General features: G+C 62.1%; 15 protein-coding genes. 12 read left to right on the top strand and 3 right to left on the bottom strand.

Annotated features, from left to right (window positions below; all coding sequences use genetic code 11):
- Together JYG34_RS25950 and JYG34_RS25945 are read left to right on the top strand one after the other, a co-directional pair.
- Positions 1–783 carry a hypothetical protein gene (locus tag JYG34_RS25950; protein WP_213658933.1) on the top strand — a complete coding sequence of 261 codons (783 nt, stop codon included), beginning with the start codon at positions 1–3 and terminating at the stop codon, positions 781–783.
- A gap of 8 nt (positions 784–791) precedes the next feature.
- On the top strand, positions 792–2,984 hold the full coding sequence (locus tag JYG34_RS25945) for a lipase family protein (protein ID WP_213658932.1): 2,193 nt from the start codon (positions 792–794) through the stop codon (positions 2,982–2,984).
- 90 nt (positions 2,985–3,074) lie between these two features.
- Here JYG34_RS25945 and aspA read toward each other — a convergent pair whose 3' ends face one another.
- The gene (gene aspA / locus JYG34_RS25940; RefSeq protein ID WP_186652961.1) at positions 3,075–4,499 is read right to left on the bottom strand and encodes an aspartate ammonia-lyase; all 1,425 of its coding nucleotides are present in this window, start codon (positions 4,497–4,499) and stop codon (positions 3,075–3,077) included.
- Positions 4,500–4,680: 181 nt separating this feature from the next.
- Here aspA and JYG34_RS25935 point away from each other — a divergent pair, with 181 nt between their 5' ends.
- The 5 genes from JYG34_RS25935 (at position 4,681) to JYG34_RS25915 (ending at position 8,292) form a co-directional block, all read left to right on the top strand.
- Entirely contained in the window at positions 4,681–5,610 is a 930-nt protein-coding gene (locus tag JYG34_RS25935) for a LysR substrate-binding domain-containing protein (protein ID WP_011536444.1), read from the top strand.
- Positions 5,611–5,780: 170 nt separating this feature from the next.
- Positions 5,781–6,272 carry a 5-(carboxyamino)imidazole ribonucleotide mutase gene (gene purE / locus JYG34_RS25930; RefSeq protein ID WP_011536443.1) on the top strand — a complete coding sequence of 164 codons (492 nt, stop codon included), beginning with the start codon at positions 5,781–5,783 and terminating at the stop codon, positions 6,270–6,272.
- A gap of 10 nt (positions 6,273–6,282) precedes the next feature.
- Entirely contained in the window at positions 6,283–7,365 is a 1,083-nt protein-coding gene (locus tag JYG34_RS25925) for a 5-(carboxyamino)imidazole ribonucleotide synthase (RefSeq protein ID WP_213658931.1), read from the top strand.
- 96 nt (positions 7,366–7,461) lie between these two features.
- A complete protein-coding gene (locus tag JYG34_RS25920) occupies positions 7,462–7,707 on the top strand; it encodes a GlsB/YeaQ/YmgE family stress response membrane protein (protein WP_011536441.1) in 246 nt (81 codons plus the stop codon).
- A gap of 51 nt (positions 7,708–7,758) precedes the next feature.
- On the top strand, positions 7,759–8,292 hold the full coding sequence (locus tag JYG34_RS25915; RefSeq protein ID WP_213658930.1) for a DUF3299 domain-containing protein: 534 nt from the start codon (positions 7,759–7,761) through the stop codon (positions 8,290–8,292).
- Between the two features lie 148 nt (positions 8,293–8,440).
- On the opposite strand, the gene JYG34_RS25910 is transcribed toward JYG34_RS25915, so the two are convergent.
- Together JYG34_RS25910 and JYG34_RS25905 are read right to left on the bottom strand one after the other, a co-directional pair.
- Positions 8,441–9,337 carry a D-hexose-6-phosphate mutarotase gene (locus JYG34_RS25910; RefSeq protein WP_213658929.1) on the bottom strand — a complete coding sequence of 299 codons (897 nt, stop codon included), beginning with the start codon at positions 9,335–9,337 and terminating at the stop codon, positions 8,441–8,443.
- 73 nt (positions 9,338–9,410) lie between these two features.
- The gene (locus tag JYG34_RS25905; RefSeq protein WP_003253317.1) at positions 9,411–9,809 is read right to left on the bottom strand and encodes an acyl-CoA thioesterase; all 399 of its coding nucleotides are present in this window, start codon (positions 9,807–9,809) and stop codon (positions 9,411–9,413) included.
- Between the two features lie 361 nt (positions 9,810–10,170).
- Here JYG34_RS25905 and JYG34_RS25900 point away from each other — a divergent pair, with 361 nt between their 5' ends.
- The 5 genes from JYG34_RS25900 to pstB all read left to right on the top strand — a co-directional run bounded on the left by JYG34_RS25900 (position 10,171) and on the right by pstB (position 17,820).
- On the top strand, positions 10,171–11,460 hold the full coding sequence (locus JYG34_RS25900; RefSeq protein ID WP_213658928.1) for an MFS transporter: 1,290 nt from the start codon (positions 10,171–10,173) through the stop codon (positions 11,458–11,460).
- Between the two features lie 304 nt (positions 11,461–11,764).
- Positions 11,765–12,763, top strand: a complete 999-nt coding sequence (locus JYG34_RS25895; protein WP_011536436.1) for a phosphate ABC transporter substrate-binding protein PstS — start codon at positions 11,765–11,767, stop codon at positions 12,761–12,763.
- A 142-nt stretch (positions 12,764–12,905) separates the two neighbouring features.
- Positions 12,906–15,194: an ABC transporter permease subunit gene (locus JYG34_RS25890; RefSeq protein WP_213658927.1), complete on the top strand. Its 2,289-nt coding sequence runs from the start codon at positions 12,906–12,908 to the stop codon at positions 15,192–15,194.
- A gap of 17 nt (positions 15,195–15,211) precedes the next feature.
- On the top strand, positions 15,212–16,882 hold the full coding sequence (pstA, locus tag JYG34_RS25885) for a phosphate ABC transporter permease PstA (RefSeq protein WP_213658926.1): 1,671 nt from the start codon (positions 15,212–15,214) through the stop codon (positions 16,880–16,882).
- 104 nt (positions 16,883–16,986) lie between these two features.
- Positions 16,987–17,820 (top strand): phosphate ABC transporter ATP-binding protein PstB, encoded by an 834-nt coding sequence (gene pstB, locus JYG34_RS25880; RefSeq protein WP_134689168.1) that lies wholly within the window; start codon positions 16,987–16,989, stop codon positions 17,818–17,820.
- The last annotated feature ends 68 nt before the right edge of the window (positions 17,821–17,888 follow it).

Below are 17,888 nucleotides of genomic sequence, written 5' to 3'. Positions count from 1 at the left end.
ATGAAGTCTTGGAGGAAGCGAGGAGTTGTTGTAGCGGCTGCATTACTGCAGACCAGCTGCTCTGAATGGCAACCGAATACCTTCACGCTGGTGGGGGAGTTACCACCGAATTTTTCTTATTGGGCGGGCGCACTCTATGAACCGGAGCCCGGTACCCCATGTACCGTCACAGACTGGACACGCACCATGCCGGAATATAACCGGCCTTGGCTGGGAGAGTACAAACCAGAAATAGAGATTCAAATACGCACCCTGATAAAGGGCTGTCAGATGGTCTTGAAAACTGTCGAGATAAAGATATTTGCACGGTGGTCAGAGGCAACCCGAGTCAATAGGACGGATAGCTCTACGCGTGCGGGTATGCATATTTACGCGGAGTACGAAGGTAAAAACAAACGCGAATTAAAAAATAACTATGAAGATACTTTTTATGGTGAGTGTCATTGGAAATTCAGAACGATGGGTAAAAAACGACAATTAAGAAAGATGCTGAGTTGTCGGCAGGATGTCAGTCGTGGAGAAATCGGATTAGGGATAGTGTATGCCGCTTATACATTGGATCAATTACCGGGGAAGACCATAAAAATGAATGTTCGTTTGCTTGAAGAGGAGGAGCCGGGCGAAGGCGGGAGGTGGGTCAAATTTCCAAACGGGTGGAAAAGATGCATGGGTAAAGGTTTTGAAGATCCTTATGCCTTTTGCAGAGGTAATACATCTGATTTCAGTCATTTTACGGGGCCGAATGGCGAAATTTGCACAATTCATCCTGGGTGTAAGGAGTAGCAGTTATTATGAAAGATGTCGTGGGCGAATTGTCATTACCCATTAACTCGAAAATTTTCGCTTGCCCTATACAGGACTGCCGGACCAGCTTTCAGCTAGTCGATGAGTTTGGACAAGGCGAGCCATATGCAGGGCTAGGCTATGAAGCAATCGATCGGGAGGGAGTGACTTATCAAGGGGTGCTGGATGTTCAAGGGAAGGGTACTGTTATAGCGCACTATAGTGGAGGGTTGGTTGTTACACTTTTGACAAGCTATATCGGTGTCGATGAAGTTTATACGACTTTGACCGAGAGAAAATTTTACCCTTTAAAAATTACGGAGCTGCAAGTTCGTGCAGAAGCTACTCGGTTCAGACGTGAAGATGGCTCACGGTTCTTGGACAACCCAGCTCAAGCCTTGTGCGACCACTTTCTCCAAGTGGAGGTGCGTGACCTCGTTCAGTACACCTGTCATCTACCACCTGCGACGAAATCTAACTTTCCTCCTGAGAAACACGCAAAAAAACTCATGCGCGGGCATGGTGCCCACGGCGTGTGCCTGAGGCCCAACCAGCACACGGTGCTGGAAGTCCGCCCCCTGCGCGCCTTGCGGTTGGCGCTTTCGAAGGATCCAGGTTTTTGTGTGTTGAATATGTATCAGCTGGCACTCATGGCCACGCTGAGCTATTCGCCGTTCGGGCAAGAACCGGAGGGGCACCCGGTCCGGGCATCGACGGTCAGCTTTCCCCTTGAGCCCAGCGTTGGCAACTGGTTTGCCGAGTCGCTGAGTGCATTCAGGGAGATCTGGAGGGTCGATACGAAACTGACGCAGTCGTTCTACCCGTTTTATGAAGACGTACCGTACTCGCAGCGATGGGAAATCGCGCCTTTTGATCCCGACCTGTATCCCTACAACCATCCGGAACAGAGAGATCTTCAAGAGCATCCCGCCAAGCTTCATTTTCTTGATGACAGAAATCGGTTCAACGCAACGGATACTCAAGCATTTATTGTTCACACGCCTGATCAGATGTTGATAGCAATCCGGGGTACCAGCGAATTCATGGCCGATGCGCTTCGAGATGCAGATGCGTTACAGGTGGAGTTCAGTGAAGGGGAAGGTCGAGTTCATCGAGGATTCTATGAATCCGCCACGCAAGCCTATGATTTCGTCCGGGAGTACATGGACAGGTTCCATACCGATCAACAACTGGTCATCTGCGGCCACAGCCTTGGTGGTGCGGTCGCCTTGCTTCTCGCAGAAATGCTTCGCCGCCAAACAGAAGGTATCGACATCCAACTCTACACCTACGGCGCCCCCCGTGCTGGCGACACCACCTTCATGCAAGGCGCCGCCGATCTGGTCCATCACCGCATCGTCAACGACAACGACCCGGTCCCCAGTCTCCCAGGCAGCTGGATGCACCGCCCCTTCGAGCGGGTCCGCCAGGATGTCGCACAGGCTCATATGCAAGCGCCCTTGGGCGTCAAGACGGTTCTCACCAGCCTCGGTTTCGAGCTGGCCGAGTCCTACGAACACCATGGTGAATTGCGCCATTTCATGAGCATTCCCTTCGCACCGGGCCGTCAATCCGCCGTGCTGTGGACGCCCGGCTGCCGCACCATCACCGAGCAAGCGCTTTGCAACCGCATGCTGCGGCACGAATACGGCCTGCCCGAACGTATGGATTTCATGGATCAACTGTTCAGGATCGGTGACCATTTCATGGTTGCGTATCTTCCCGCTTGCTGGGCCGCATTACGCCGCCATCAGGAGGTCCTGCTGGCCAACACGCCCCCTGTCACCCGCCGTGAACTATCGCTGATCCGCGCACTGCTGGTTTCATTCGATGACCAGCTCCAGCGTAGGCAGGCGTCGATCAAGCAGGCGGATCCACACCGTCGCCAACTCGAAAACCGGCTGCAAATCATGCAGGAGGAGCGCCGCCGCCTCGAAGCCACCCTGACGCGACTTTCTGCACTCGCCACCACCACCGTTACCGCAGCCCAGGTCTACGGCTCGCTCGCCAATCACCCCGAACTCGAAACCGTACTCGCCCGCTGGCACGCCCATGACGTGAACAACCGTGAAGAGCAGCTTGCCATGGTCCCCGCCGAACTACCCTTAAGCGAGCCACCGATAATCAAAGTGTCCTTCGACGAGATCCTCGCCATGCTCGATGCCGAGAGCGATCCGTCGGACCCCCTGAACTTGATATAAAAAAAGGGCCCGGAGCGTGCGCTCGGGCCCTTGAAAGGTTGAGAGGTGTCTAGTCCCTCGACCTGGTGAGACGTTTTGCAGTGGTCTGGGTTACGCCTTCAGCGGAACCAGACGGGGAGCGATCATGTTTTCCGGACGCAGGATGTCGTTGAGCATCGCTTCGTCCAGCAGCTTCTCCTCGCGCACCAGTTCCAGCACGCCGCGGCCGGTTTCCAGGGCGACGCGGGCGATACGGGTGGCGTTTTCGTAGCCGATGTACGGGTTCAGGGCGGTGACCAGGCCGATTGAGTGCTCGACCAGTTCACGGCAGCGCTGTTCGTTGGCGGTGATACCCACGATGCAGTGCTCGCGCAGCATGTCCATGGCGCGTTGCAGCAGGCGGATCGAGTCGAAGATCTTGTAGGCGATCAGCGGTTCCATCACGTTCAGCTGCAGCTGGCCACCTTCGGCGGCGACGGTCAGGGCCAGGTCGTTGCCCATGATGGCGAAGGCGACTTGGTTGACGGCTTCCGGGATCACCGGGTTGACCTTGCCTGGCATGATCGAGCTGCCTGGCTGGCGCGCCGGCAGGTTGATCTCGTTGATGCCGGTGCGCGGGCCGCTGGACAGCAGGCGCAGGTCGTTGCAGATCTTCGACAGCTTGACCGCGGTGCGCTTGAGCATGCCGGAGAACAGCACGAAGGCGCCCATGTCGGAGGTGGCTTCGATCAGGTCGGCGGCGGGCACCAGCGGCTGGCCGCTGATGGTGGCCAGGCGCTGCACGGCCAGGGCCTGGTAGCCCGGGTCGGCGTTGATGCCGGTACCGATGGCGGTGCCGCCCAGGTTGATTTCGGTCAGCAGTTCCGGGGCCAGCGAGCGCAGGCGCTGCAGGTCTTCGGTCATGGTGGTGGCGAAGGCGCGGAATTCCTGGCCCAGGGTCATGGGTACGGCGTCCTGCAGCTGGGTGCGGCCCATCTTCAGTACGTGGTCGAACTCTTTACCTTTGGCGGCGAAGGCCTGGATCAGGCTGTCGAGGCTGGCCAGCAGGGCGTCGTGGCCCAGCAGCAAGCCCAGACGGATCGCGGTCGGGTAGGCGTCGTTGGTCGACTGCGCCATGTTCACGTCGTTGTTCGGGTGCAGGTACTGGTACTCACCTTTCTGGTGGCCCATGTGCTCCAGCGCAACGTTGGCGATGACTTCGTTGGCGTTCATGTTGGTGGAGGTGCCGGCACCGCCTTGAATCATGTCCACGACGAACTGATCGTGGAAGTCGCCCTTGATCAGTCGGGCGCAGGCTGCGCTGATGGCAGCGTGCTTGGCATCGCTCAGGTGCCCCAGCTCACGGTTGGCGTCAGCAGCAGCCTGCTTGACCATCGCCAGGCCCACTACCAGTTTCGGGTAGTGCGACAGCGGAACGCCGGAGAGGTGGAAGTTGTTGGCAGCGCGCAGGGTCTGGATGCCGTAGTAGGCATCGGCAGGGACTTCAAGGGTACCAAGCAGATCTTTTTCGACGCGGAACGATGCAGCGGAGGACATGATGGATATCATCTCGATTTTGACCCGGCACCTGCCGGAATGGCGCCAATCCTAGGGCTGCCCGGATTTTGCAGCCAATGCTGTTGCACGCTAACCTATGCGCAAACGGCATACGGTTTGATGTGACGCCGATTGACAATCGAGCGTGTTCCATTTTGGTGCACGCGTTGCGGAGTAGTCGATGAACCTCGAAAGCAAATGGCTGGAGGACTTCAGTGCCCTGGCCTCCACCCGCAGTTTCTCGCAGGCGGCCGAGCGCCGTTTCGTCACCCAGCCGGCGTTCAGCCGACGCATCAGAAGCCTGGAAGCGGCGCTGGGGCTGACCTTGGTGAATCGTTCCCGCACGCCCATCGAACTGACCGAGGCCGGTCAGCTATTTCTTGTCACCGCGCGCACCGTTGTCGACCAGTTGAGCGAAGTTCTTCGCCATTTGCATCACCTCGAAGGCGGGCAGGGCGAGGTGATCCAGGTGGCGGCGGCACACTCCCTGGCCTCGGGCTTCTTCCCCCGTTGGGTGGCCCAGTTACGCAACGACGGCTTGAACATCGCCACCCGCCTGGTGGCCACCAACGTCGGTGATGCGGTGCATGCCTTGCGCGAGGGTGGTTGCGACCTGATGCTGGCCTTCTATGACCCGGACGCGGCATTGCAGATGGATGCCGAAATCTTCCCTTCTCTGCACATGGGCGACACCGAGATGCTGCCGGTGTGCGCCGTGGGGCCGGACGGCAAGCCCTTGTTCGACCTGGAAGGCGAGGGCAGCGTGCCGTTGCTGGCCTACAGTGCCGGCGCTTTCCTCGGCCGTTCAGTCAACCTGCTGCTGCGCCAGCGCAACCTGCGCTATACCACTGTCTATGAAACCGCGATGGCCGACAGTCTCAAGAGCATGGCGCTCGAAGGCATGGGCATTGCCTGGGTGCCGAAGCTGTCGATGCGCGGCGAGCTGGAGCGTGGCGAACTGGTGATCTGTGGCGGCAGCCAATGGCATGTGCCGCTGGAAATCCGCCTCTATCGTTGCGCCCTGGTGCGCAAGGCCAACGTGCGGTTGCTGTGGCGCAAGCTGGAGGGTGGTTCAGTTGACCCGAAAGTCAGCCAAACCCCCGAAAAATAAGGGCGACAGTTGGTCGCCGGGGTGCCTTAAACGCACTCCCTTGCGGTATACTGCGCGGCCTTTCGACCGGACAGCTCCGGTCCAGATCAGCAAACAAGCCACGCCGGTCGTCCCGCGTGGCTTGTTGTTTTTTGACGCGCCTGCGGGCGCACAAGCGAAGAGGCTCGACGATGAGTGCACTGGTTGGCGTGATCATGGGCTCCAAGTCCGATTGGTCCACCCTTAGCCACACCGCCGATATGCTGGAAAAACTCGGCATTCCCTACGAGGTGAAGGTGGTTTCCGCCCACCGTACCCCGGACCTGCTGTTCCAGTACGCCGAGGAGGCCGACGGCCGCGGCATCGAGGTGATCATCGCCGGTGCCGGTGGCGCCGCCCACCTGCCAGGCATGTGCGCCGCCAAGACCCACCTGCCGGTGCTGGGCGTGCCGGTGCAGTCGTCGATGCTGTCGGGTGTCGACTCGCTGCTGTCGATCGTGCAGATGCCGGCCGGCGTGCCGGTAGCCACCCTGGCCATCGGCAAGGCCGGCGCGATCAACGCCGCGCTGCTGTCGGCGAGCATCCTGGGCGCCAAGTACCCGCAGTTCCACGCGGCGCTCAAGCAGTTCCGCACGGAACAGACCGACACCGTGCTGGACAATCCAGACCCGCGCCAGGCTTGAGGTTGACGCTATGAAGATCGGTGTAATCGGTGGCGGCCAGCTGGGCCGCATGCTGGCCCTGGCGGGCACCCCGCTGGGCATGAACTTCGCTTTCCTCGACCCGGCCCCGGACGCTTGCGCCGCGCCGCTGGGTGAGCACCTGCGCGCTGACTACGGCGACCAGGACCACCTGCGCCAGCTGGCCGACGAGGTCGACCTGGTGACCTTCGAATTCGAGAGCGTGCCGGCTGAAACCGTCGCCTTCCTCTCGCAGTTCGTGCCGGTCTACCCGAGCGCCGAAGCGCTGCGCATCGCCCGCGACCGCCTGTTCGAGAAGAGCATGTTCCGCGACCTGGGGATTCCGACCCCGGCCTTCGCCGACATTCTTTCGCAAGCAGACCTGGACGCCGCTGTCGCCAGCATCGGCCTGCCGGCCGTGCTCAAGACCCGCACCCTGGGTTATGACGGCAAGGGCCAGAAGGTTCTGCGCAAGCCCGAAGACGTGGTCGATACATTCGCCGAACTGGGCAGCGTGCCGTGCCTGCTGGAAGGCTTCGTGCCGTTCACCGGCGAAGTGTCGCTGGTGGCCGTGCGCGCCCGCGATGGCGAAACCCGCTTCTACCCGCTGGTGCACAACACCCACGAAAGCGGCATCCTGAAACTGTCGGTGGCCAGTGATGCACATCCGCTGCAAGCCCTGGCCGAAGACTACGTCGGCCGCGTGCTGCAGAAGCTGGACTATGTCGGTGTGATGGCGTTCGAGTTCTTCGAAGTCGACGGTGGCCTGAAGGCCAACGAGATCGCCCCGCGCGTGCACAACTCCGGGCACTGGACCATCGAAGGCTCCGCATGCAGCCAGTTCGAGAACCACCTGCGCGCCGTGGCCGGCCTGCCGCTGGGTTCGACCGCCAAGGTGGGTGAGAGCGCCATGCTCAACTTCATCGGCGAAGTGCCGGCGGTCGACAAGGTCATCGCCATCGACGACTGCCACCTGCACCACTATGGCAAAGCCTTCAAGGTCGGACGCAAGGTCGGCCACGCCACCCTGCGGTGCCAGGACATGGCCACCCTCAAGGCCAAGATTGCCGAAGTAGAGGCGTTGATCGCCGGCTGAGCGAACTTCTGGCCGGCAATGCCGCTCTGAGATGGCAACATGCCAAAGCGCTGACTAGGCTTTGGCATGTTTCATGTTCATCACAGAGGGTTTGCCATGGGCATCATTGGAACCATCTTCATCGGCTTGATCGTCGGCCTGCTGGCGCGTTTCCTGAAACCGGGTGACGACAGCATGGGCTGGATCATGACCATCCTCCTCGGCATCGCCGGCTCCCTGGCCGCCACCTATGGCGGGCAAGCCCTTGGCATCTACCAGGCCGGCCAGGCCGCAGGCTTCTTCGGAGCCCTGGTGGGCGCGATCATCCTCCTGGTGATCTACGGCTTCATCAAGAAGAGCTGAACACACGTTAGAATGCCCGGCAATTCAATCCCCGAGTTGCCGAGCATTCCCATGCGTGTGTTATTCCTGGTTCCCCTGCTGCTGGCCAGCGCCCTGGCCCATGCCGAATTGCCCGAGACCGACTGGCTGGAGCTGATGCCCAAGTCGGACCAGAAAGCCCTCGAGCAGATGCCCGAGATCGACCACGATTCCCCGGAAGCCCAAGGGACCTTTACCGCCAAGGGCGGCCTGAAGCAGAGCAAGGGCTTGCCGGCGGTGATGTACTCGACCAAGACCGTGGCCGCGATGAACGGCAAGCAGATCCGCCTGGGCGGGTATCCGGTGCCGTTGGAGAACGATGCCAAGGGCAACAGCACGCTGTTCTTCCTGGTGCCGTACCCGGGCGCCTGCATCCACGTGCCGCCGCCGCCGCCGAACCAGCTGGTGCTGGTGCGTTATCCGAAAGGGTTGAAGATCGACGATATCTATACGCCGTTGTGGGTGACCGGCCTGTTGAAGGTGGAGACGGTCAGCAATGACCTGGCGGATGCGGCGTATGCGTTGGATGCGGGGCAGGTGAGGGTGGTGGAGGATGCTGATCTCTGATTTCGCCTGTGCCGGCCTCTTCGCGGGTAAAACCGCTCCCACAGGGAGCATGCTGACCTCTGGTTCAGCGCTGTACCTGCAGGAGCCGATAACCTGTGGGAGCGGGTTTACCCGCGAAAGGGCCGGCACGGGCCCTGGAAACTTCAGATCAGAGCGGTTCGCTACCGATCGCCACGCTCATCGAATGGCTGGCCCCCGGCTTGAGCGTCACCACGTCATCCATCACATTCGCCGTCTCGATGCACAACATGCGTTGCCAGCCATCGTCCGCCATGTCCGGCAGGTCGCGGGCGCGATCGGTCCAGGGGTTCCAGATCACCGCGGTGCGTGAGCCGCCGGCCTGCAGGGTGATGCGCCGGTTCCAGTGCGGGTCGACGATGGCCAGGCGCTCAGGGGCGTTCAGGTAGATGCGGTCGGTCTCGCCTGCGAACCCCAGATTGCCCTGCTGCTGGCGCTGCTCCCAGTTGGCCAGGGTTTCGATGTAGGTCAGCCCGTCCACGCCTTCCACCTGCACCTGGCGCACGTCGCTCACGGCAAAGTAGCTGTGCAGGGCCTGGCTCAGGGTGACATCGGTGTTGCCGAGGTTATAGCTGGTGAGGGTCAGCTTCAGCTGTTGGCCCAGCTCCACCACAAGCTTGAGCTCCACTTCGTGCGGCCAGCCCGGCAGATCGCCCTGAGCTTCGGGCAGCGCGAACTCGATGCGCAAGGTGTCGCCGGCTTCCTCGACACCCAGCAACTGCCAGTCGCGGCCGCGCACCAGGCCGTGGGCCGGCGGTTGCTCGCCCTTGTACATGGCTTTGACCGAAGCGGGGTTGCGTTCGAAGATGCCGAACCACGGCCAGCACACCGGCGCGCCGGCGCGCACCGACTTGCCCTGGCGGAAGATGGCCTGGTCGCTCAGCCACAGCAGTGGCGGCTCGCCGATCCGCTGGTAGCTGAGGACCTGCGCGCCCTGCTGGGCGATCAGCAGTTCGGCGTGTTCGCTGGTAATGCGCCAGCAGTTGAGTTCGCCGTGTTGCTCGGTGTCGACCTGGAAGTTAGCCATTGCACTCGTCTCATTGGTTGCCTGTCGGGCCGTTGGACCCGGTGACCTGCCATGAGTTTAACGCCCGCGTGGCTCAGCGACGAGGCACGGAGCGGGTGCGGCCACTGCCATCGATGGCGACGAACACGAACACGGCTTCGGTGACCTTGCGCCATTCGCTGGACAGCGGGTCGTCGCTCCACACCTCGACCATCATCTGGATCGAGCTGCGGCCGATCTCCAGGGTCTGGGTATAGAAGGACAGTTGCGCGCCAACGGCCACCGGCACCAGGAAGGCCATACGGTCGATGGCTACCGTGGCCACCCGGCCACCGGCGACGCGGCTGGCCATGGCGGTGCCGGCCAGGTCCATCTGGGCGACCAGCCAGCCGCCGAAGATATCGCCGAAACCATTGGTTTCGCGCGGCAGTGCGGTGATCTGCAGGGCCAGGTCGCCTTGCGGGATAGGATCTTCTTGTTCGAGCTCAATCATGCCGTGGGGCCTCTGACCCGTGACGCTTCGTGGGTGGCGCAGTGAAGGACGCCATAAAAACGATTCAGCAACACACATACTACGCTGATTTCGCTTCAGGGGCGGCCAAAGGGAGACTCTGCGAAACAGTCCGACGATTCTGACCGACGTTTTCGCACAATATCCCTTGATACAAGCAACCTTTTCCTACGAGCGGGCAGTATATATACCCACACAGCCAGCGACGACCGTACATTGATGAATATCTGTACGGATTTTGTACCGCTATGAGCGCGGCTCGGCAATTTGCTATCTTCGCTGCCTGACCTACCCAGAAGCCGCATGCCAAGCGGTCCGCAGACCTATAAGAGAAACAACAGCGATGACCTCCGTGCAGAGCAGTATCGAGCAGCCGTCCCGGCCGTTGTCCCGCAGTGACTACAAGACCCTTTCGCTGTCCGCCCTGGGCGGTGCGCTGGAGTTCTACGACTTCATCATCTTCGTGTTCTTCGCCACCGTGGTCGGCAAGCTGTTCTTCCCCGCCGACATGCCCGAATGGCTACGCCTGATGCAGACCTTCGGCATCTTCGCCGCCGGCTACCTGGCGCGGCCCCTGGGTGGCATCGTCATGGCCCACTTCGGCGACCTGCTCGGGCGCAAGAAGATGTTCACCCTGAGCATCTTCCTGATGGCGGTGCCGACCCTGGTGATGGGCCTGCTGCCGACTTATGCACAGATCGGCCTGTGGGCGCCGATCCTGCTGCTGCTGATGCGGGTGATCCAGGGCGCGGCCATTGGTGGCGAGGTGCCGGGTGCCTGGGTGTTCGTCTCCGAGCACGTGCCGGCGCGCAATACCGGCTATGCCTGCGGCACGCTCACCGCCGGCCTGACATCGGGCATCCTGCTTGGTTCGTTGGTGGCGACGCTGATCAACACGATCTACAGCCCTGAAGAAGTGGCGGACTGCGCCTGGCGTATTCCGTTCCTGCTGGGTGGGGTGTTCGGTTTCTTCGCGGTCTACCTGCGCCGCTGGTTGCATGAAACCCCGGTGTTCGCCGAGATGCAGGCGCGCAAGGCGCTGGCCGAAGAGCTGCCGCTGCGCGCGGTGCTGCGCGACCACCGCGGCGCGATCATCCTGTCGATGCTGCTCACCTGGCTGTTGTCGGCTGGCATCGTGGTGATCATCCTCATGACTCCGGCATTGTTGCAAAGCCTCTACCACGTGAGCCCAACGGATTCGCTCAAGGCCAACAGCCTGGCCATCGTGCTGCTCAGCCTGGGCTGTATCGGAGCTGGCAGCCTGGCCGACCGCTTTGGTGCAGGGCGCGTATTCATCGTGGGGAGCCTGGCGTTGCTGGCGTCTTCCTGGGCTTTTTACCACAGCCTGCCGACTCGCCCGGACCTGCTGTTCCCGCTGTATGCGCTGACCGGCTTGTGCGTGGGCATCGTCGGTGCCGTGCCCTACGTGATGGTCAAGGCGTTCCCGCCGGTGGTGCGTTTCAGCGGGTTGTCGTTCTCCTACAACCTCGCGTACGCGATCTTCGGTGGGTTGACGCCGATGGTGGTTACCGCGCTGCTGAAGTTCAGCCCCATGGCGCCTGCTTACTATGTAGCTTGCTTGTGTGCCGTTGGTCTGCTGGTCGGTATCTATCTGCTGGCCAACAAGCGCTGATCCGAGCAAATAACGCGGACCTGTAGGAGCGGCCTTGTGCCGCGAAAGGGGCGCGCAGCAGCCCCGGGATCTTGGCCTCATGCAATACCGTCGGGGCTGCTTTGCAGCCCTTTCGCGGCGCAAGGCCGCTCCTACAGGGGTGTGCTCCGCACCTCTCCAGAAACATCTTGAAAGGCCATCCCGGATATCCGGTGATGGCCTTTCATCCAATTGTCATATTCGAGTCATAGAGTGTTCATGCGGCCTGCAGATACTTGGGCCCGTTCCATCACAAACCCCACGATATTCCTGCTAGGAGCAAGGCATGAAACTGAAGCGTTTGATGGCGGCCCTGACCTTTGCCGCCGCTGGCGTCGCTGCCGCCAATGCGGTCGCCGCCGTCGACCCAGCAATCCCGACCTACACCAAGACCACCGGTGTATCGGGCAACCTCTCCAGCGTCGGTTCCGACACCCTCGCGAACCTGATGACCCTGTGGGCCGAGGCCTACAAGAAGGAATATCCGAACGTAAACATCCAGATCCAGGCCGCCGGCTCCTCCACCGCGCCACCCGCGCTGACCGAAGGCACCGCCAACCTGGGCCCGATGAGCCGCAAGATGAAGGACGTCGAGCTGCAGGCCTTCGAGCAGAAGTACGGCTACAAGCCAACCGCCATCCCGGTCGCCGTCGACGCCCTGGCCGTGTTCGTGCACAAGGATAACCCGATCAAGGGCCTGACCATGGCTCAGGTCGACGCCATCTTCTCCTCCACCCGCCTGTGCGGTGGCAAGAGCGAGATCAAGACCTGGGGCGACGTCGGCGTGACCGGCGACCTGGCCAACAAGCCAATCCAGCTGTTCGGCCGCAACTCGGTGTCGGGCACCTACGGCTACTTCAAGGAAGAAGCCCTGTGCAAAGGCGACTTCAAGCCTAACGTCAACGAACAGCCTGGCTCGGCCTCGGTCGTGCAGTCGATCAGTTCCTCGCTGAACGGCATCGGCTACTCGGGCATCGGCTACAAGACCGCCAGCGTCAAGACCGTGGCCCTGGCCAAGAAAGAAGGCGGCGCCTTCGTCGAAGACAACGAAGCCAACGCCCTGAACGGCACCTACCCGCTGTCGCGCTTCCTGTACGTCTACGTCAACAAGGCGCCGAACAAGCCTCTGGCCCCGCTGGAAGCCGAGTTCGTCAAGCTGGTCCTGTCCCAGGCCGGCCAGCAAGTGGTCGTGAAGGACGGCTACATCCCGCTGCCAGCCAAAGTGGTCGACAAGACCCTGGCCGACCTGGGCCTGTCCCACGCGGGTAACGTTGCAAAGAAGTAAGTAACTGAGGATGAGGCCGGCGACTATCATGCCGGCCTCTTCCACGAATTCCTTAGTCCGAAGCCAGGGCTCCTGAGCGGCGGGCTTTTTTGCGTCACTGCACTGTCATGTTTTTGTCATACGGGACCGCTAGGGTGTGCGCATGAATGATCTGGCCAACTCCACAATGACCCAAAATTCTCCTCCCGTGCGCATTGACTTCAATACGCCCGAGTTGCAACGCAAGCGCCGCATGCGCGCCCTGAAGGACCGCCTGACCCGCTGGTACGTCCTGGTGGGCGGCCTTGCCGTGCTGGCAGCGATCACGCTGATCTTCTTCTACCTGGCCTATGTGGTGCTGCCGCTGTTCCAGGGCGCCGAGTTGACCAGCAAGAAGGCCCTGGAGCCGACCTGGCTGCAGCAGGATGCCGGCAAACCCCTGATGATCGCCCTCGAGGAACAGAACCTCGTGGGCATGCGCGTTTCCGACAAGGGCCAGGCCCTGTTCTTCGACACCAAGACCGGTGGCGAACTGAAACGCGTCGACCTGCCGCTGCCCGCCGGCACCCAGGTCAGCTCGATCAGCACCGACCAGCCCGGCAGCCCGCTGGTGGTGCTGGGCCTGTCCAACGGCCAGGCGCTGGTGTTCCACCACACCTACAAGATCACCTACCCGGACAACAAGAAGACCATCGAGCCGGGTATCGACTACCCCTACGGTCAGGACTTGTTCACCCTGGACAGCGAAGGCCGCGCGCTGGAGCACGTCAGCGTCAACGTCAACGGCGATACCCTGCTGCTGGCCGGCTCCACCGGCGCGCACCTGCAGGTGATCGAGCTGTCGCGCACCGAGAACATGATGACCGACGAGGTCACCATCGAGCAGAACCGCATCGAGCTGCCGCAGATGACCGAGGTGGTGAAGAACATCTTCATCGACCCGCGCCAGCAGTGGCTGTACGTGGTCAACGGCCGCGCCACCGCCGACGTGTTCAGCCTGCGCGACAAGAGCCTCAACGGCCGTTACAAGCTGCTGGAGGACGGCAACGCCGAGATCACCGCGACCGCCCAACTGGTCGGCGGCATCTCGCTGATCTTCGGTGACTCCAAGGGTGGCCTGAGCCAGTGGTTCATGGCCCGCGACCCGGACGGTGAGTCGCGCTTCAAGCTGATCCGCAGCTTCCAGCTGGGCAAGGCCCCAGTGGTGCAGATCGACGCCGAAGAGCGCCGCAAGGGCTTCGTCGCCCTGGACAGCGAAGGCAAGCTGGGTGTGTTCCACAGCACCGCGCACCGCACCCTGCTGGTCGAGCCGGTCGCCGAAGGCGCTGGCATCCTGGCCCTGTCGCCGCGGGCCAACCGCATCGTCATCGAGCAAGGCGGCAAGCTGCTGCCCCTGAGCCTGCGCAACCCGCACCCGGAGATCTCCTTCAGCGCGCTGTGGGGCAAGGTCTGGTACGAGAACTACGACGAGCCTAAATATGTCTGGCAATCGACCGCCTCGAACACCGACTTCGAACCCAAGCTGAGCCTGTCGCCGCTGACCTTCGGTACGCTCAAGGCCGCGTTCTACGCGATGATCCTGGCCGCCCCGCTGGCCATCGCTGCCGCCATCTACACCGCCTACTTCATGGCCCCGGGCATGCGCCGCAAGGTCAAGCCGGTGATCGAGCTGATGGAAGCGATGCCGACGGTGATCCTCGGCTTCTTCGCCGGCCTGTTCCTCGCGCCGTATCTCGAAGGCCACCTGCCGGGCGTGTTCAGCCTGTTCGTCATCATGCCGGTCGGCATCCTGCTCGCGGGCTTCGGCTGGAGCCGCCTGCCGGAGTCGATCCGCCTGCGCATTCCCGATGGTTGGGAAGCGGCGATCCTGATCCCGGTGATCCTGGTGATCGGTTGGTTTGCCCTGTACATGAGCCCGTTCCTGGAGAGCTGGTTCTTCGCCGGCGACATGCGCCTGTGGATCACCAACGACCTGGGTATCACCTACGACCAGCGCAACGCCCTGGTGGTCGGTATCGCCATGGGCTTCGCGGTCATCCCGAACATCTACTCCATCGCCGAGGACGCCGTGTTCAGCGTGCCGCGCAGCCTCACCCTGGGTTCGCTGGCGCTGGGCGCCACACCGTGGCAGACCCTGACCCGCGTGGTCATCCTCACCGCCAGCCCGGGCATCTTCTCGGCGCTGATGATCGGCATGGGCCGTGCGGTGGGCGAGACCATGATCGTGCTGATGGCCACCGGCAACACCCCGGTGATGGAGCTGAACCTGTTCGAGGGCATGCGCACCCTGGCCGCCAACGTGGCCGTGGAAATGCCCGAATCGGAAGTCGGCGGCAGCCACTATCGTGTGCTGTTCCTCGCCGCCCTCGTGCTGCTGCTGTTCACCTTCGTGATGAACACCTTGGCCGAGCTGATTCGCCAGCGCCTGCGCAAGAAATACTCGTCGCTTTGATAGAAAGGTAGAGATCCGTGAAAAAGGATTCCCTCAAAGGCTGGTTCAAGAGCGGCGCCCCCGGCGTCTGGATCAGTGGTGGCGCGGTCGCCATGGCGGTCATCATGACCGTCGGCCTGCTGGCCGTGATCGCTGTGCGCGGCCTCGGCCACTTCTGGCCGGCCGACCTGGTCCAGGCCACCTACAAGGTGCCGGGCCAGGCCGACCACGTGGTCATCGGTGAAGTGGTACAGAAGGAAGAAGTACCCCGCGAACGCCTCAAGGGTGCCGGCCTGCCGGTGCCCGACCAGGGCCCGGAGTTCATGACCCGCGAGCTGATCAAGGTCGGTAACCGCGACCTCAACGGCAGCGACTTCACCTGGGTGGTGGGTGAGTGGCTGGTGGACCAGCGCAAGCCGGTCGACCTGATCGCCCTGGAGCGCCGCGAGTGGGGCAACTTCTATGGCTACCTGGTCAGCGTCAAGGAAGAAGGCCGGGTGGTTGCCCAGGGCCCGGAAGCCTGGAACGAGCTGCAGGCCCGCCTCAAGCGCGCCAGCGAACTCAACGACCAGCTGGTGAAGCTGGAGAAGAAGGACATCGGTGCCATCAACCATGGCCTGGAGCGCCTGCGCCTGCACGGCCGCAAGCTGGAACTGGACGGCAAGCTGGACGCCGCTGCCCAGGCCGACATGGACGCCGAGCGCGCCGAGCTGAACAACCGCTACAAGGCCGTCGAGGAGCGCCTGACCGGCCTGCACCAGGCCTTCGCCCGCGACAGCCTGGTGGCCCGCGACGGCAACGGCCGCGAAGTGGAGATCAACCTGAGCAAGGTGGTCCACGCCATCCAGCCGAACGCGATGTCCGGCATGACCAAGATGGGCGCCTACTTCAGCAAGGTGTGGGAATTCCTCAGCGACGACCCGCGTGAGGCCAACACCGAAGGCGGTATCTTCCCGGCTATCTTCGGCACCGTGATGATGACCCTGATCATGGCCGTGATCGTCACCCCGTTCGGCGTGCTGGCGGCGGTCTACCTGCGCGAATACGCCAAGCAGGGCCCGGTGACCCGGTTGATCCGCATTGCGGTGAACAACCTGGCCGGCGTACCGGCGATCGTCTACGGCGTGTTCGGCCTGGGCTTCTTCGTCTACGTGCTCGGCGGCTCGATCGACCGGCTGTTCTTCCCCGAGTCGCTGCCGGCGCCGACCCTCGGCACGCCTGGCCTGCTGTGGGCCTCGCTGACCCTGGCGCTGCTGGCGGTGCCGGTGGTGATCGTGGCCACCGAGGAAGGCCTGGCGCGCATTCCGCGCACCGTGCGCGAGGGCTCGCTGGCCCTGGGCGCGACCAAGGCCGAGACCCTGTGGAAGATCGTCCTGCCGATGGCCAGCCCGGCCATGATGACCGGCATGATCCTCGCCGTGGCCCGCGCCGCCGGCGAAGTGGCCCCGCTGATGCTGGTGGGTGTGGTGAAGCTGGCGCCATCGCTGCCGGTGGACGGCAACTACCCGTACCTGCACCTGGACCAGAAGATCATGCACCTGGGCTTCCACATCTACGACGTCGGCTTCCAGAGCCCCAACGTCGAGGCCGCGCGGCCGCTGGTGTACGCCACCGCGCTGCTGCTGGTGCTGGTGATCGCCATCCTCAACCTCTCGGCGGTGTGGATCCGTAACCACCTGCGCGAGAAGTACAAGGCCCTCGACCACTGATTTCCAAGCTTTAAGCCATAAGCGGCAAGCACCAAGCTGCTCGCCGCTTTGCTCAAACTTGCAGCTTGCAGCTGATAGCTTGCAGCTACAAAAGGAGTAAGAACATGCAACACGAAGCTCATACCCACGGCATCGACATGTCGGCCCTGGGCCGCGACAAGCAGAGCCTGCGCCTGGCCGAAGAGACCGTGGCCATCGAAGTACCCGGGCTGTCCCTGTTCTACGGCGACAAGCAAGCGCTGTTCGACGTCAGCATGAACATTCCCAAGCAGCGTGTGACCGCCTTCATCGGCCCCTCCGGCTGCGGCAAGTCCACCCTGCTGCGCACCTTCAACCGCATGAACGACCTGGTCGACGGCTGCCGGGTGGAAGGCGCCATCAACCTGTACGGCAACAACATCTACCGCAAGGGCGAGGACGTGGCCGAGCTGCGCCGCCGCGTGGGCATGGTGTTCCAGAAGCCCAACCCGTTCCCCAAGACCATCTACGAGAACGTGGTCTACGGCCTGCGTATCCAGGGCATCAACAAGAAGCGCGTGCTCGACGAAGCGGTGGAGTGGGCGTTGAAGGGCGCGGCCCTGTGGGACGAGGTCAAGGACCGTCTGCACGACTCGGCGCTGGGCCTGTCCGGTGGCCAGCAGCAGCGTCTGGTGATCGCCCGCACCATCGCCGTGGAGCCGGAAGTGCTGCTGCTCGACGAACCGTGCTCGGCACTGGACCCGATCTCGACGCTGAAGGTCGAGGAACTGATCTACGAATTGAAATCCAAGTACACCATCGTCATCGTGACCCACAACATGCAGCAGGCGGCCCGGGTTTCGGACTACACCGCCTTCATGTACATGGGCAAACTGGTCGAATTCGGTGACACCGACACCCTGTTCACCAACCCGGCGAAGAAGCAGACCGAAGACTACATCACCGGGCGCTACGGCTAGTGGTCGACCCGTGGGGGCAGGCCCCCACAATGGATTCTTCTTGCCAGGGAACGATACGAACGACTAGA

The sequence above is a fragment of the Pseudomonas entomophila genome (assembly GCF_018417595.1).
Taxonomy (GTDB): Bacteria; Pseudomonadota; Gammaproteobacteria; order Pseudomonadales; family Pseudomonadaceae; genus Aquipseudomonas; species Aquipseudomonas entomophila_C.
Note: the sequence above shows the minus strand (reverse complement) of the source record. Positions and strands in the feature narration are given on the sequence as shown.